Origin of the sequence: Pseudodesulfovibrio sediminis (genome assembly GCF_020886695.1) — a bacterium.
In the GTDB taxonomy this organism is placed as follows: Bacteria; Desulfobacterota; Desulfovibrionia; order Desulfovibrionales; family Desulfovibrionaceae; genus Pseudodesulfovibrio; species Pseudodesulfovibrio sediminis.
The window spans coordinates 2,814,535-2,830,676 of record NZ_AP024485.1; the positions used below are offsets into that span (position 1 = coordinate 2,814,535).

The 16,142-nt window shown below is 55.2% G+C and carries 12 protein-coding genes; 6 read left to right on the forward strand and 6 right to left on the reverse strand.

Annotated features, from left to right (window positions below; genetic code table 11):
• Entirely contained in the window at positions 1–459 is a 459-nt protein-coding gene (locus tag SRBAKS_RS13415; RefSeq protein WP_229591394.1) for a chemotaxis protein CheX, read from the reverse strand.
• A gap of 458 nt (positions 460–917) precedes the next feature.
• On the opposite strand from SRBAKS_RS13415, the gene SRBAKS_RS13420 reads away from it, so the two are divergent.
• Both SRBAKS_RS13420 and SRBAKS_RS13425 read left to right on the forward strand, forming a co-directional pair.
• Positions 918–1,664: an N-acyl homoserine lactonase family protein gene (locus SRBAKS_RS13420; RefSeq protein WP_229591395.1), complete on the forward strand. Its 747-nt coding sequence runs from the start codon at positions 918–920 to the stop codon at positions 1,662–1,664.
• A gap of 79 nt (positions 1,665–1,743) precedes the next feature.
• Complete coding sequence (locus SRBAKS_RS13425; RefSeq protein ID WP_229591396.1) at positions 1,744–2,655, forward strand: AEC family transporter; 912 nt, start codon at positions 1,744–1,746, stop codon at positions 2,653–2,655.
• A 1,621-nt stretch (positions 2,656–4,276) separates the two neighbouring features.
• On the opposite strand, the gene ald is transcribed toward SRBAKS_RS13425, so the two are convergent.
• From ald to SRBAKS_RS13440, 3 genes are all read right to left on the reverse strand, one after another.
• Positions 4,277–5,404: an alanine dehydrogenase gene (ald, locus tag SRBAKS_RS13430; protein WP_229591397.1), complete on the reverse strand. Its 1,128-nt coding sequence runs from the start codon at positions 5,402–5,404 to the stop codon at positions 4,277–4,279.
• A gap of 48 nt (positions 5,405–5,452) precedes the next feature.
• Positions 5,453–5,935, reverse strand: coding sequence for an Lrp/AsnC family transcriptional regulator (locus SRBAKS_RS13435; RefSeq protein ID WP_229591398.1), 483 nt, complete (start codon positions 5,933–5,935; stop codon positions 5,453–5,455).
• Positions 5,936–6,086: 151 nt separating this feature from the next.
• The gene (locus SRBAKS_RS13440; RefSeq protein ID WP_229591399.1) at positions 6,087–7,520 is read right to left on the reverse strand and encodes a HoxN/HupN/NixA family nickel/cobalt transporter; all 1,434 of its coding nucleotides are present in this window, start codon (positions 7,518–7,520) and stop codon (positions 6,087–6,089) included.
• 142 nt (positions 7,521–7,662) lie between these two features.
• Between SRBAKS_RS13440 and SRBAKS_RS13445 the strand changes: the two genes are divergently transcribed.
• Both SRBAKS_RS13445 and SRBAKS_RS13450 read left to right on the forward strand, forming a co-directional pair.
• Complete coding sequence (locus SRBAKS_RS13445; protein ID WP_229591400.1) at positions 7,663–8,388, forward strand: substrate-binding periplasmic protein; 726 nt, start codon at positions 7,663–7,665, stop codon at positions 8,386–8,388.
• A 77-nt stretch (positions 8,389–8,465) separates the two neighbouring features.
• On the forward strand, positions 8,466–10,397 hold the full coding sequence (locus SRBAKS_RS13450; RefSeq protein WP_229591401.1) for a sensor histidine kinase: 1,932 nt from the start codon (positions 8,466–8,468) through the stop codon (positions 10,395–10,397).
• A 150-nt stretch (positions 10,398–10,547) separates the two neighbouring features.
• Here SRBAKS_RS13450 and SRBAKS_RS13455 read toward each other — a convergent pair whose 3' ends face one another.
• Together SRBAKS_RS13455 and SRBAKS_RS13460 are read right to left on the reverse strand one after the other, a co-directional pair.
• Complete coding sequence (locus tag SRBAKS_RS13455) at positions 10,548–12,017, reverse strand: Rne/Rng family ribonuclease (protein ID WP_229591402.1); 1,470 nt, start codon at positions 12,015–12,017, stop codon at positions 10,548–10,550.
• 49 nt (positions 12,018–12,066) lie between these two features.
• Entirely contained in the window at positions 12,067–13,020 is a 954-nt protein-coding gene (locus tag SRBAKS_RS13460) for a radical SAM protein (RefSeq protein ID WP_229591403.1), read from the reverse strand.
• Between the two features lie 206 nt (positions 13,021–13,226).
• On the opposite strand from SRBAKS_RS13460, the gene SRBAKS_RS13465 reads away from it, so the two are divergent.
• A complete protein-coding gene (locus tag SRBAKS_RS13465; RefSeq protein ID WP_229591404.1) occupies positions 13,227–15,107 on the forward strand; it encodes a sensor histidine kinase in 1,881 nt (626 codons plus the stop codon).
• A 38-nt stretch (positions 15,108–15,145) separates the two neighbouring features.
• Complete coding sequence (locus tag SRBAKS_RS13470; protein WP_229591405.1) at positions 15,146–16,009, forward strand: tRNA (adenine-N1)-methyltransferase; 864 nt, start codon at positions 15,146–15,148, stop codon at positions 16,007–16,009.
• The last annotated feature ends 133 nt before the right edge of the window (positions 16,010–16,142 follow it).

Consider the following 16,142-nt stretch of genomic DNA (forward strand, 5'->3'; position numbering starts at 1 on the left):
TTACTCGAAGCAGAATTCAATGGTAAATGTCCCATCCTTGGTCGTGAATGGGATTGCCATGATAGGTGTCTTTGCCATATGCGAGATGGTATGGCCATCGCCCATGACCACGGTGGGTGTCGAACCCTGAAAAACGAGACCCTTTTCCGCGAGTCCGGCGCGGGCCTGGCCTGAGATCATGTTGGTCAACTCACCAACGGCGTCTTTGACGTCCTGCATGATGTCTTCGATTTCATCGCCCAGCATGTTTTTGACGATGGCGACTGCACATCCCTTGGAAAAGGAAAGCGAGACACTTCCGTTTTTTTTGCCGGTAATGCCGACCATGCCGGAGACATCACCCGCAGCGACAGTGTTCTTTTTGACGTACGGTTTGCCAACCTCAGGCTTGATTGCCGCCATGGTGGACAAGACGTCTATGGCTGCTTTGATGAAGGGCTTTGCCAGTTCAACATCCATATTAGTACTCCTTGAAAAGCGTATTCAGCGTCGTGATTCATTTTTTCAAACTATGAGAATGGCTTGAAAAAATCTATTGCAAAACTCTTGCGTAAGCACAGGGGTATTGACCTGTACCACATTTACCTACCGGCTTCACTGTAAGGGGTCAAGCCATGTATAGTATAAATAACATATCGTTGCGTTATTTTTGTCTCTTTATATGTGGGCTTGTTGGCGATGTGGACTCAGGAAAAACAGCGCACATACAATTGATGCGTTGTGGTCATCCAAGTCCGTATTCCCCGCTTGATTGTCCTATGGTGATAAGCCCGTTTTCTTGATTTTCGCACCTGATATTTGGTTTTTCTCTGCACCGGGAAAAAATCGGAGAGCGGTAATTTGCCGGTCAGTCCGCTTGACTTTCATGAGGGATTGTTCCTTTGTGCGTATAAACGACACTCAACCAAGGTGCGCACATGAAATATTCCGTTCATCCCATCTGCATGGGAACCAAGATGTTCGACAAGGGCATGATGACTTATCAGCAGGGGTACGGCACGCCGTATACCATCCCCATTTATACATGGTACATAGAAGGCGGGGACAAGAAGATTCTGGTTGATACCGGTGAGATGCAGCCCATTATCTCCGATGAGCGCGAGCAGGCCATCGGCGGGAAGATTTATACCTTCGAAGAAGGACTGGCCAAGTATGGACTTACGCCCGAAGATATCGACATCGTCATTCATACCCACCTGCACAATGATCACTGCGAAAACGATTATAAATGCGTGAACGCAACCATATATGTACACGAAAAGGAAATGGAGTCTGCCTATAATCCTCATCCGCTCGATTTCCGTTATCTGGAGGACTACATCGACGACGTGAAGGAAAACGGGCAGATCGTGACCCTCTCCGAGGATACCGAGGTGCTGCCGGGGATCACCATGATCCATACCCCGGCCCACACCCTCGGCGGCATGTCCGTGAAGATCGAGACCGACAAGGGGAGTGTGCTCATCTGCGGATTCTGCACCATCCTCGAAAATTTGGAGCCCCCCATCGAGGTCAGGGCCATGGAGATGGACGTCATCCCGCCGGGAACCAACACCGGTCCGGCCGATGCCTACGACATTCTGGTCAGGGCCAAGGAGATGGCCGACCATGTCCTGCCGCTGCATGAGCCCAAGTGGGCCGGTATGGAGACGGTTCCGGAGTAGTCATTGTCAGGGAGCATCCCATCGGGTGTTCCCTGTTTTCTGTTGCCATCCCCTGTGTCGAGGGAGTACATTTCCGTCCATGTCGCCTATTTTACTTGCCATTATCCCTATCTTTGTCCTTATTCTGGTGGGCTTTGGTCTGCGACGCATGGGATTCCCCGGAGAGGGCTTCTGGCCGGTCTCCGAACGGCTGACCTATTTTGTCCTGCTGCCAGCAATGTTGGTGCAGGGGCTTTCGGGCAAGGAGCTCAGCCCTGATCTGCTGCCCCTGTCCGTGGCGGTCGTGTGTACCATTCTCACGATGGCAATCATTGCGCGCCTGCTCTGGCCCGTTTTGAAGCTCGACGGCCCGGCCTACACCTCGCTTTTTCAAGGTTCATTCCGGCCCAATACCTATATCGGCATGTCCATTGCTGCTGCCTTGATGGGGGCTGAATGGCTCGCCCTTTCCGCCATGGCGTTGCTCGCGATGATCCCGGTCATCAACGTCATCTGCGTGCTCACGCTGTCTCGACACGGCAGCAAGGGCGGCGGCGGGTTCAAGCGCGTTCTCTTCGGAGTGGTGACCAATCCGCTCATTCTCGCCTGTGCCATCGGGCTGGGCATGAACCTGCTCCACTTATCGCTGCCGAGCATCATCAATGATTTTCTCGACATCCTCGGACGGGCCGCACTTCCCATGGGGTTGTTGGCAGCCGGGGCCGGATTACGGTTCGAGACAGTGAATGGCGGCAAGCGGACGCTGGTGGTTTCTTCCGTGTTGCATTTGGCGGTTTTGCCGCTCCTTGCCGCCGGGTTTTCCGTGCTGTTTGGCGTGGACCCCGCAGGGCAGCAGATTGCGGTTATTTATACGGCTATTCCAGTGTCGCTTTCGTCGTTTATTTTGGCCCGCCAGATGGGCGGTGACCATCGGTTGATGGCGCAGATCATCACCGTGCAGACCGTGTTGTCGGTGGTGACGATGCCTCTTGCTCTCGCGCTTCTCACATAAAGTCGGGTGAGGGGCTTCCTCTTTTTTCCCTTTTTTTGAAGAGGTAAGGAATGCCGCTTTGGCGGCCATGAAGAATGAAAGATGCGCTCCTGCGGAGCGAGAGCCACTCTTGGGTGCGTGCCGCACCCAACTTGTTCCATGCCCTTCGCGGGCGGCGGTCTCTTTTTGAGGAGCAAAAAGAGACGCAAAAAGCTCCTTGCGCTAGTTTGTCCGCCCGAGGTTTGCCGGCAAGAAGCTGATCAACTCGGTACGGCTCCATGCCGGGAAAAGTTGAGGACCTTCCTTTCCTTTACCCGCCGGGTTGAGTCGATGCATTCGTGTCGTCTGACTGGAGCCGCCGTCCTTTCGTTGTCAGCTTCTAGGCCTTGCAAATAGGGCTAAGCTAGGGCGACTTGAGCAGATAACATTCGGTATCCGAGGCGGCCCAACAAGTTACCGACAACCTCAAATCCACGCCTCGCACATTAAAAGTGCATCTTCTTCAACGGCGAACAATCGGAAGCGAACCTTAGAGCCTGTCTCGGGCGACGTAGCGTAGCCCGACCGAGTTTGCGCTGCGGACAATCTGTCGGGCAGTGCAGTCGCCTACAGGCTCTTGAGTTCGCTTCTTCGATCACACACAAAAAAAAGCGTTTTTTGCCTGCTTTTTGCCGCTTCGCAAAAAGCAGGTCGCCGTAAAGGCGAAACCTTTTCAATAAATTAGGATTGCATTTACACCACGTAGCGCGCACATCGTAAAGATTAAAAAGCACGCTCCTTTGGAGCGAGAGCCAGTTTTTGGGGCACGCGCCCCAAAGGCCTTCCATGCCCTTCGCGGGCGGCGGTCTCTTTTTGAGGAGCAAAAAGAGACGCAAAAAGCTCCTTGCGCTAGTTTGTCCGCCCGAGGTTTGCCGGCAAGAAGCTGATCAACTCGGGACGGCTCCATGCCGGGAAAAGTTGAGGACCTTCCTTTCCTTTACCCGCCGGGTTGAGTCGATGCATTCGTGTCGTCTGACTGGAGCCGCCGTCCTTTCGTTGTCAGCTTCTAGGCCTTGCAAACAGGGCTAAGCTAGGGCGACTTGAGCAGATAACATTCGGTATCCGAGGCGGCCCAACAAGTTACCGACAACCTCAAATCCACGCCTCGCACATTAAAAGTGCATCTTCTTCAACGGCGAACAATCGGAAGCGAACCTTAGAGCCTGTCTCGGGCGACGTAGCGTAGCCCGACCGAGTTTGCGCTGCGGACAATCTGTCGGGCAGTGCAGTCGCCTACAGGCTCTTGGGTTCGCTTCTTCGATCACACACACAAAAAGCGTTTTTTGCCTCCTTTTTGCCGCTTCGCAAAAAGCAGGTCGCCGTAAAGGCGAAACCTTTTCAATAAATTAGGATTGCATTTACACCGCGTAGCGCGCATATCGTAAAGATTAAAAGGCACGCTCCTTTGGAGCGAGAGCCAGTTTTTGGGGCATGCGCCCCAAAGGCTATTGGGTAAAATTGCCGATCATGGAGCAAAACGCATCTGTGCGCTTGCGGAACTTCGTTGTCTGGCTGAGCGTACCGAAACAGCTGAAACAAGAAAAGGGCCCCGGCTGCGTATCCAGGGCCCTTTTCTCAAGAGTTGCGGCGAATTGAATTTCGCCTAGGGAGTATCGTATTTGCCGAGGCCCAGAGCGGCCTCCGGGGTCAGAGAATCAATGCCGAGGGCCTCGCCCACTGCCGGGCAGGTGAGCGTGCCGTCGTAGGTATTCAGACCGAGCAGCAGGCCCGGATCATCCTTGAGAGCGTCCACGCCCTTTGCGGCCAGACGCATGGCGTATGGCGCGGTCTGGTTGACCAGCGCAAAGGTGGACGTGCGGGGGACAGCGCCGGGCATGTTGGCCACGCCGTAGTGAACCACGCCGTCGACTTCATAGACGGGGTCGTCGTGCGTGGTGGCCTTGATGGTCTCCACACAACCACCCTGGTCAACGGCCACGTCGACAATGACGGAGCCGGGTATCATGAGGGAAAGCATGTCGCGGGTGATGAGCTTGGGCGCTTTTGCTCCGGGCAGCAGCACGGCTCCGATGACGAGATCAGCACGTTGTACCATCTGGCGGATATTGGGCTCGGTGGACATCATGGTGGTGATGCGGCCCTGAAAAACATCGTCAAGGTACTGCAAACGCTGGTGAGAGCGGTCGAGGATGGTCACGCGCGCGCCCATGCCCATGGCCATGCGTGCCGCGTTGGTGCCGACCACGCCGCCGCCGATGACAAGCACTTCGGCAGGATAGACGCCTGGTACGCCGCCCAGCAGGATACCGCGTCCGCCCTGGGTCTTCTCCAGATAGTGGGCGCCCACCTGTGTGGCCATGCGACCGGCGACCTCGGACATGGGCGTCAGCAGGGGCAGGGTGTGATCAGGAGACTCGACGGTCTCGTATGCGATACCTGTGGTGCCTGCCTTGAGCAGGGCGTGGGTCAGGTCTTCGGCCGCAGCCAGATGCAGGTACGTAAAGAGGAGCAGATCCTTGCGCAGGTATTGAAATTCGGACGGAAGCGGTTCCTTGACCTTGATGACCATTTCCGCGCCCCAGGCGTCTGCCGCTGAAACCAGTTTGGCCCCGGCGGCAGTGTATTCTTCGTCAGTCAACCCGCTGCCGACACCGGCACCGGCTTCGACCAGCACCTCGTGGCCCTGCAAAACTAGGGTTTCCACTGCGGCGGGGGTCATGGAAACACGATTCTCCAATGTCTTGATCTCTTTCGGAATACCAATAATCATAGCTTGTCTCCCCTTAGAGTGAACAGGATTCTGTTTGAGTACAGTCGGTTACCTAGTGAGCTTTTCGGCCACTGCGTCTGGCAGCAGCAACCACTTGCGTCTGGATTTCATGACGACAAACGATTCGGAGGCGTTAATGCCGCCTACCTTGGATAGATCCTGATCCAGAAAGTCGTAGAGATCGGTGGTGTCGGCAGAACACACTATCTCGACAATGATGTCGTACCTGCCCGTGACCACGGCACACCAGTTTACGCGCGGCAACGAACCGATCTGGTCGAGCTTTTCGCCCAGCTGTTCATGGCTGTTGAGTGATATGCCAACCAGTGCTACGGTCAGTCCGGCGGTTTTCATGGGATTGACCAGTCCGGCCACCTTGAGGACGCCTGCGGTGATCAGGTTCTTCATGCGGGAACGCACAGTCGGTGCCGTCACCCCTATGGCCTCACCAATCTTGCTCGGTGAGAGCTGCCCATCCTGAGTCAGCTCTGCCACCAGCCGTTTGTCTTGAGAATCCAATTCGTTTTTCATTGCTTCTCCCTATTTTGTTTTCCAAAATGAAAACTAGATAGGTATTTTTTATGCAATAATGAAAAACTATGTCAATAGTTTTTCATTATAAATAATATCGAGCAATGTTATTGTTCTCCGATTTTCAGAGAAGGCAGCGATGAGAGCAGGGTCAGCTACAGATCGAGCCGAGAAGCAGGACGGAGCCGAACAGGGCGATGGCTCCTGCCCCACAGATGGAGAGCGCGGCGTAGAGTCCGTTGAAGACCTTGCGGTTGGAGCTGGAAAGCTGGAGTGTCACGGAGCGGGCCGTGACCGCGAACCATGCAAAGAGAGTCGTGGTCAGTCCCATGCCGGCGGCCATGATGATGAGTGACATCACACCGGCCCAGAAAATGTTCAGGCTGATGGAAAAGGCGAGGATGACCGCAGCGCCGGGGCAGGGGATCAGCCCGGTCACAAAGGAGACCAGCAGCACGGACCTGATGTTGTCGCCTTCCTCTTCAACGCCGTGTTCGCAGGTTGGCGCGGTCAGCAGGCCGCCTTTGAACGAGTCGCGCAGGGACTTGACGAGCAGGAAGCAGCCCATGAGGGTGAGCAGCCCGTAGCTGGCGGGCTGGATGGCTCGGCTGGCCTCGGCGAATCCTCCCATGCCCGAAGAGAAAACAATATAGGCCACACCCACGGCCGCCGCAGCCGACAGCATATGCACAAAGGTAATGGCATTGCCCATGAGCGCGCCGGTCATGAGCGACCCCGGATTGGACAGGAAGTAGGAGCAGACCACGGCCTTTCCATGCCCCGGACCGACCGCGTGGACAACACCGTACACGAATGACAGGCCAAGGAAGAGCCAGAGGGCCGGGCCAAACGGGTCGTCCCTGATTTCCTTGCCAAAGTTGTTCAGCCGGATGGTCAGTTCTTTCTGAATGGCGCGGACCGTGTTCATGACCAGTTCGAACGCGCCCGGTGTTTCTATGGTGCCCAGTTCGGCGTCTGCCGGTCCTGTGTCGGCGGCGGGCGTGCCGCTGACCGAGAGGTGCACGGCTTTGGGGACGATGAATTTCCAGTAGGTGTGGTCCTTGGCGGGGCGGATGGTGTAGCGTGCCGTGGCTCCACCCTGAATATCGAAACGCACGGGGTTCAGCTCGGCGTAGATGATGTCCGTATAATATTCCTTGTCGAATACGGCCAGGCGGAAGTCCTGCATCTGCGCGTATGGCAGGTCCAGTGGCAGGGTGAAGTCGTAGACCAGTCGATCGTTTTGAAGCGAGGCCTTGAAATTGCGTGGTTTTCCGACCGGGAGCTGTTTGCCTGCGGACTCGATGAAGGTGAAATAGTCGTAGTTCGCCAGATAGGCGAAGGCGCCTGTTCGTATTGTCTCCTGGCTGTCCGCGGCTGGAAGAGTCTGTGGCGTCAGCTCCAGATCGCCAAGGATGGCCTGGGTGAAGATGTCATCGAATATCCACTGCTGGTGAACCGAGGTCAGGCCTGTGTCGTCCATGGAAAAGACCAGTGAGACATCAACATATACATGGGGATGTCCGCTTGCCTTAATCGGGAGAAGGCAGGTCAGGATGAGGAGAGTGAAGAGCGCCTTTTTCATGGTGGTTGTCTAGCCTTCTAATAGAGAGGGGCCCAGAGGGCAAGCGGAGAGTCTGAAGCAGCAAAGAGCGGAATGGGTGTTGCAAAATAGAGTGTTCTATCATATGATTTGTTGCTAAATTTTTCCTAATTGAGAGGTTTTGATGCTCTATCGTCTCCTGTTCCTGACTGCAGCCCTGATGGTGCTTTCCGTCACTCCGGCATTGTCCGATCCTTTGCGGATCGTGACACTCGAACAGGTTCCGTATGGATATATGGAGGACGGTTCGCCCACCGGGCTGTTGTATGATATCGGCAATGCCATCGCCGAGGAGGCGGGGCTGGCCGCAGAAAACCGTTTCGTGAACCTGGAACGGGGAATCGAAGAGATCATTGCGGGCCGAGCGGATATCATCATTATCTTTCCGAACCCGAGGATTCGGGCAGTGGCCAAAAATCTCGGCTCGATCCTTCATCTGGAAACCGTCATTCTCGGCAGCGCAGGTTCGGACTTCTCCTCCATCGGCGACTTGGCCGGAAAGAGTGTTGCGAGCCTGCGGGGGGCGCAATACGATGCGCGGCTGTCCCATATCGAGTCGATCACCGTCCTTCCCATCAAGGACTATATCTATGGTCTGAAAATGGTCGCCAACAAAAGGGCGGATGCCATTGTGGGACCGATCTACGGACTGGAGCATTCAATGAAGGCGAACGGCCTCTCCAGAGCGCTGTTCGGCACACCGCTGGTGTTGCATGAATTGCATGCCAATGTGTACTATTCCATCCATGGAGATGCGGAACGCGCCAGTAAAGTGCGTGCGGCGATTGCTTGTCTCAAACAGGACGGCGTTGTGGATGCTCTATTGGCAAAGTACGCATTAGAACACTGATGACAGTCTATGAATAGTTGTGTAAGAATATCGGGTGAAGTGAGAAGCCCTGAAGAATTCTCATCTCGGTATACTACATGAGCGAATTCAAAAATAAAAATCCCCGCCCTCTGTTAACCAGTCGGTCTATCTCCAGGGACCTGACCTTCAGTCTGGTGGTCATCGTCATGCTCATCGCCACGGCGTTGGGGGGATACATCTATTGGCAGCAATCGGAAGAGATGTGGGATTCTGCCGAAGAGAAGGGTGAGGATACGATCACCAGCGTGGCCGAAATTCTGGCTGTACCCATCTGGAATCTGGATTACGACAATGCCCGCCTCATTGGCTCCGTGTATACCCATGATGACATGGTGCAGGGGATTCGCATTTACGGCTCGCGCAACGAAGTCGTGTTTGCCCATGAAAAGTTTTCCGGCTCTCAGGCCCACTTCAGCAAAATCCGCTCAATTGTCTTTGAAGGCCGCACTATTGGTCGGGCCGAAATAGACTTCACCCTGGCTCGCGACAAGAAACGCCTTGATGAGCAGATGCTCGTCTCGATCATCATTATCGTCGTGTCCATCTCGGTTATTCTGGCCATCACCGGTCTGCTCCTGCGCGTCTTCTTGAACAAGCCGCTCATGGTGCTGCAGGCCGGTATCGCCCGTGTCTCAAAGGGTGACTTCTCCTATGACTTCGGCGAGGTCTACCACGCCGAGCTGCTTGAGATAGCAAAACAGTTCCGCAACATGTCTGCCGAGGTCGAAGGGCGCGAAAACAAGCTCAACACCATGAATGCCACGCTCCAGGAGGCCGAGGAAAAATATCGCGGCATCTTCGAGAATGCCATCGAAGGTATCTTTCAGGCCACCCCGGACGGTGTCTTGCGTCGGGCCAACCCGGCCATGGCGCGGATTTTCGGGTATGATTCCCTGGATGAATTTCTCTCCAATGTCCGTTCCCTGAGCTCCCGAATCATGGTCAATCCCGATAATATGGTGAACTTTTATGATCAGGTTCGGGACAAGGGCGAGGTTAAACGATTCGAGGCTGAGTACTATCGGCGCGACGGAAAGACCATATGGGGATCGCTCAATGCCCGGGCCATTTATGATGAGCATGGGAATCTGATTTTCATTGAAGGTATTCTGGAAGATATCACGGATCGTAAAAAGGCTGAGCAGGACCTGGCCGATCTGAACCGGCATCTGGAGCAGCTAGTCCGTGAGCGGACAGAGGATCTGGTCAACAAGGCGCAGGAACTGGAAGAGGCCAACCAGCGGTTGCGTGAACTGGATGAGATGAAATCCGCGTTTCTTTCCTCTGTTTCCCACGAGCTGCGGACACCGTTGACCTCCATTCTCGGATTCTCCAAGCTGTTGAACAAGGAGTTCGGCAAAAGCTTCAAGCCCTTGGCTTCAGGAGATGAGTGCCTGACCAAGAAGGGTGATCGCATCCAGGAAAATCTGGCCATTATCAGCCTCGAAGGCGAGCGACTGACCCGGCTGGTCAATGACGTGCTTGATCTCAACAAGATCGAATCCGGTCGAATGGGATGGCGTGATGAACTGCTCAACATGAACGAGGTTCTGGAGGTCTCGGCCAATGCCGTGAGCGGCATGTTTACCCAGACATCGGTCAATCTGGTGACGGATATCGAGCCGAACCTGCCAGAGGCCATCGCTGATCAGGATCGCATGCAGCAGGTGCTTATCAACCTGCTCAACAACGCCGCGAAGTTTACCGACAATGGGACGGTCACCCTGCGAGCCTTCCCCCGGTTCGGGCAGCTTCGGGTGGAGGTCGTGGATACGGGACCGGGCATCCATGCCAATGACCAATCGCGTATTTTTGAGAAGTTCCACCAAACCCTGTCTGACACCATGATCAACAAGCCCAAAGGGACCGGACTCGGCCTGACTATCTGTCGTGAAATCATTGAGCACTATGGTGGCCGTATATGGGTTGAATCCACTATGGGCAACGGTTCCACCTTCATATTCACGCTTCCGATCGCACAGGTGTAGTCGACTCCCGGATTTTTCACGGTGGGAGTCGCTCCGCACCGAGTGCAGCCCAGCCTTTGGTGTTTTATTTCTGACTGTACTTGAACAAAAAGCCCGGCCCGAAGTGTTTGCTTCGGGCCGGGCATTGTTGTTGCGTCGGAAACGGGGTGACTATTCGTCGTATTCGTATTCGATGTCCACGTGGATTTCCTTGCCGTAGCGTTGCTCCAGATCGGCCAGGATGCCGCGTTTGTTGTTGAGGAGGTAGATGGCGAGTTCTTCCTCGCAGTCGTGCTCCACAACGTCGGTGCCCGGCTTGCGGACTTCGCGGTGAATCTCTTTGAGGGCCTGAAGGGCCTGCCACTCAAGGTTGCGGCGGATACCGGTGCCTTTGCAGCACGGGCAGGGTTCTGTGGAGATGGCGATTGCGGACGAGCCGAGGCGCTGGCGGACCAGCTCCATGAGTCCGAACGAGGAAATGCGGCTGACATCGGTTCTGGCGCGGTCGTTTTTCATCTCCGCGCGCATGACCTTTTCGACCTCGCGGCAATCCTTGGGGTTCTTCATTTCAATGAAGTCGATGACCACCTGGCCGCCGATGTCGCGCAGCCTGAGCTGGCGGGCGATCTCCCGGGCGGCTTCCACGTTGGTCTTCAGTGCCATCTTCTGGAAATTGCGTTCTCCGCCGATTTTGCCGGAGTTGATGTCCACGGCGGTCAGGGCTTCTGTGGCGTCGAAGACCAGACGGCCTCCTGACGGCATGGATGCTTCACGGGAGTAAATTTCTTCCACCTGCTTGACCAGATTGAACCGCTCCAGCAGGGAGAGGTCCGGATCTTCGTGCAGGCGAACGAGATTGTTCTTGCGCGGGAAGGCGAGTTTTACGAACTGGTGGATCTGATCGTAGGTTTCCTTGTCATCCACCCACACCTCGGTCACGTCGGAGGTCAGGTAGTCGCGCACTGCGCGGGCAGCCAGACCCAGCTCCTTGTAGACGATGGCCGGGGCCTTTTCTTTTTGCGCATTGGCCCGGATGTCGGTCCAGAGGCGATTGAGATATTTGTAGTCGCGTTCAAGGGCGGCTTTGGACTGGCCCACAGCCGCGGTGCGGGCGATGAGGCCGACACCTTCTGTGGTTTCAAAGGATTCCAGGGCCTTCTTGAGGCGTGTCCGTTCCTTTTCATTCTCGATTTTGCGGGAAACGCCCATCTGGCTCCGGCCCACGGTGTAGACGAAGCTGCGTCCGGGCAGGGAAAGATAGGATGTCAGGAACGCACCTTTTTTCCCGGTGGGTTCCTTGACCACCTGGACCAGGACTTCCTGACCGGCCTTGAGCACTTTCTGCATGAGCGGGAAGCGCTGGCCTTTCTTGGTGGCAGGACTGCCCAGGTAGTATTCCGGGTGAACTTCGTCGATCTGGAGGAAGCCGTTACGTTCTGCGCCGTAGTTGATGAACGCGGCCTGAAGGCCGTTGTCGATGTTGTGAATGTAGCCTTTGTAGATGTTGCCCTTGGTCTTGGCCTGGTGCACCATCTCCACATAGTATTCGTTTACCTTGCCTTCTTCGGCAATAACGACCTCTACCTGTTCTCCTGGCAGTACGGAGATGAACATCTTCTGTCGTCTTTTCTTGGTGGTCATAATAACCTCATGACGAGAAAAAATTAGTTTCAATCATGGCGCGGCCTGATCAGTCTTCAATGACGTGCCCTGTGCCGTGGTAAAAGGTCTCTCCCCGGTCATCCCGGTGTGTGACGTCGCCCTCTTTGGTGAGGGCTTCCACGGCCTCGCGGACTCTATTGATGTCCGTATTCAAAGCGTCGGCCAGTTGCTGTGCGGTCTGCGGTCTCCGGTTTATGGAGGCGAGAATGGACGAGGTAACCTGTTCCAGACTCAGCTCTTTGTGATCGGAGGCCTGCCGCGTGGTGGAACGGGTCTTCCCGCTCCCAAGCGCCATGCGCCAGCGACTTAGAACCTCCCCGTCCACAGGGAGGACCCCCTTCACCGTTCCGGGGCGGGTCAGTGTGACCACGTCCACTCGATCGGGAGCAAGTCGCTTGCAAAAAATCTTCAGCTTCTCGAGGTTCTCGTCAGAGTCGTTGATACCCTCGGCAAGCAAAATTTCCAAAAATATATTACCGTTGAATTCCTTCTTGAATTCAAGCAGCCCCTCGGCAACAGCCTGGGGCGAAATACCTTCACAGGGACGGTTCACCTGTGCAAATTCATCGTCGACCAGCGAATCCAGGCTGGGGAGTACAACATCCGCCAGACAGAGATCCCGTCGCACGTCCGGGTCGGTCATCATGGTTGCGTTTGTCAGCACCGCGATGTCCGTATGCGGAAAAAGGCGTCTCGTTCCCTTGATGACCTCGGCCATTTCCGCGTTGAGGCAGGGTTCGCCGAGTCCTCCCAGCGTGATCATGTCCGGGTCGTCAAGGCCGAGTGCTTTCCACTGGGCCAGTTCGTCGAGGAGTTCTGTCGCGGGCACATAGGTCCTGCGTGTTTCCGTCAACTCCCTGGTCGCTCCCACCTCGCAATACACGCAATCCATGGAGCAGACCCGGTCACCGAGTAGATCAAGGCCCAGGGAGCGACCCAATCGTCCGCTCATGACCGGTCCGAAGATATACTTGAGTGCCATGGTTGTGAATCTCCTCCGTACGCGGGAGCAATAAAATCCTGTGTGTTTATTAAGGACTGAAGGGGAACTGTCAAGGGCGAGCGAACTGAAGCGCTACAGTCAAGGCGCGCAGATAGCAAGGAGAATATATTATAATTATTGAATACTGGTTGGTTGCATCTACTAAATATGGTATTCATGCAGAGCTAACAGATGGAGGATTTTTCGTGGTCGATGTCGCTCTTGAAACGCTTAGGGCCTTTCTTCTTGCGGGTATCTTGTCGCTTTTCATCTATGCAGACAGGGGTGTCGTGCATGAACGGCGCGCCTATCTGTACATCAAGATCGGCCTGTTGCTGCTCCTTTTCGGAGCCATTGTAGATATTACCGACAACTTCGAGTCGTTGAACTGGACCGTGGTTGCGGGAAAGACGCCCATTGGGTTTTTCCTGAAGGCCGTGGTCGGGTATGTGGCCGGCTTGACCCTGTTGCTCATCGGGCTTTGGCGGTGGCTTCCCTCCATCAATATCATGGAACAGACACAGGAGGATCTCGAATGTTCTCAGAAGGAGCTGGATTGTCTGGTTCAGGCACGAACCCGTTCATTGGAAAAGGAAATCGATAAAAGGCGGATTGTCGAAGCCAATCTGCTGATCGCGGAAGAGCAGCGCACGGCCCTCTACGAGAACGCTCCGGTCGCCATTGTCCATGGCATCATCGGCGGCAACCTGATGCAGCGCAATCAGGCATATGCGCGTATGTTGGGGTACGATTCCCCGGAGGAGATCGAACAGCGCATCAGGGAGCTCAGGGATCCCTTTTTCATCTGGCCCTATCGGAAAGATGTCGAGCGGATGATCTCGCTGCTCAAATCAAGAACGCATATCAAGGATTTCGAGGGGCGGCTCAGACGCAAGGATGGCAGGATTATCCAGGCCGCGTTCAGTTTTAGGACGCTGGAAGACCGGGATGGAGAGAATTATTATTTTTATGGCTTTGCAGAAGACGTCACCGAGCGCAACAAGTCTGAAAAGCATCTCGCATACAGCGAGGCCCGGTTGCAGACCATCATGGATTTCATGCCAGCGGGGCTTTTTCTGGTCGATGCCATGACTCGGAACATTATTGATGTGAATCAGGCCCTGCTCGACATGACAGGGTATACACGGGAAGAGCTGGTCGGGTTTCATTGTTGCGACAAGGTCTGCCCGCAGCATGACAGGCTCTGTCCCATCGTTGACAAGGGGCAGGAGATCAACCTGTGTGAGCGGCTGGTCATGACAAAGGACGGGACGGAGATCCCGGTCATCAAGACCGTGGCCGGAGTGACGCTGGACGGGGCGGATTGCCTGCTGGAAACCCTGGTTGACATTTCGGAGCAGAAGCGGCTGGAGCAGCTCAAGGAGGATGTTGACCGTATCGTGGCCCATGACCTCAAGTCGCCTGTTGCCAGCGTGATAAGCGCATGCAAGATGTTGCTCATGGATTACGGGTTGGACAAGGATACGCGGGAAATGCTTGAGATCATCCAGAGACAGAGCAGCAGGACGCTCCGCATGCTCAACATGTCCCTGACCATATACAAGATTGAAGCCGGTACATTTGTCCATGAAGTGGAAGCGGTCGACCTCTTGGGGATTCTGGACACGGTCCTTGACGAGGTGGCGGAATTGATTCGGAGCAACAGTCTTACCGTCAGGCTGACCCTGGACGGCGAACCGCTCTCCCCCGGGGGCGTGTTTCCACTGGAAGGGAACCAGACGCTTTTCGAGTCCATGTTCGCCAACCTGCTGACCAACGCCATAGAGGAGTCCTCTTTTGGGGAGCAGGTGACAATTGCGCTGACATCAGGTACTCCCGTGACCATTGCCATCACGAATACTGGCGTTGTGCCTGAAGCCATCCGCGATTCCTTTTTTGAAAAGTATGTCACCTCCGGCAAGATGGGAGGGACAGGGCTTGGAACCTATTCTGCCAGCCTGGTGGTGCGGGCCGTGGGGGGCGAGATTTCCATGCAGACTTCGGATGAAACGCACACGACAACGGTCACCGTGTCGTTGCCGGGCAGTGAGGGAAGCACCCTTTTCCTTGACTTCCCGCCACGCTGACCGTACCTCAGACCGATCATTTTTCAGGAGGCCGGACCATGATTGAACCCGGGCAGCTCATATTGCTCATCAGCCACAAAGGCAAACGATACCTGCGCAAGCTCGAAGCGGGCGGCGAAGTGCATACCCATGACGGAAAACTGCTCATGGATGACGTTATCGAGGTCGGATTCGGCCAATACGTCAAAACACACCTCGGCAGGCCGTATCTGATTCTCAAACCAACCCTGCACGATCTGATCAAGGGTGTGAAACGCCAGACACAGATCATGTATCCAAAGGAAATCGGGTATCTGATGATGAAGCTGGGCATTGGTCCCGGTTCTACAGTCATCGAATCCGGTACCGGTTCCGGTGGCCTCACGACGGCTTTGGCCTGGTTTGTGGGGGATACCGGCAAGGTCATTACCTACGAACGCCGCGCCGACTTTTTCAAGCTTGCAGGCAAGAACCTGGAGCGCGTCGGACTGACCAATCGCGTGGAACAGGTCAATCAGAATATCGAGGACGGCTTTCTGCATTCCGGTGCTGACGCTCTGTTCCTGGATGTGCGCACTCCGTGGGAATATCTCCACTCCATTCCCAAGGCGGTCATCCCCGGTGCCATGTGCGGCTTTTTGCTGCCCACGGTGAACCAGGTGTCCGAACTGTTGCGCGGGTTGGAAGACGGCCCGTTTGCCGAGCAAGAAGTGCTGGAGATTCTGATTCGTCGCTGGAAGCCTGTCCCGGACCGTTTGCGTCCGGACGACCGCATGGTGGCCCACACCGGTTTTCTGGTGTTTGCCCGCTATATGGAGCCGCCCGTAGTGACTCTCAAGCCTGAGCCTGTGGAGGCCCCGGCTGTGGATGAACCTGTTCAGGAAGAGCAGAGTGACGCCTCGGAAGATACCACCGAAGAGTAAACAAGGGCTTGTAGAAGCGTAGGCATTTTTCTAGAAGTATTGAACAAACACTTCATGTAACCCCTTATTTGCTAATGCAAATAAGGGGTTTTTTATGGGAGAAATGTTTTCTCTGGTTGCCAGACTGTGGGGT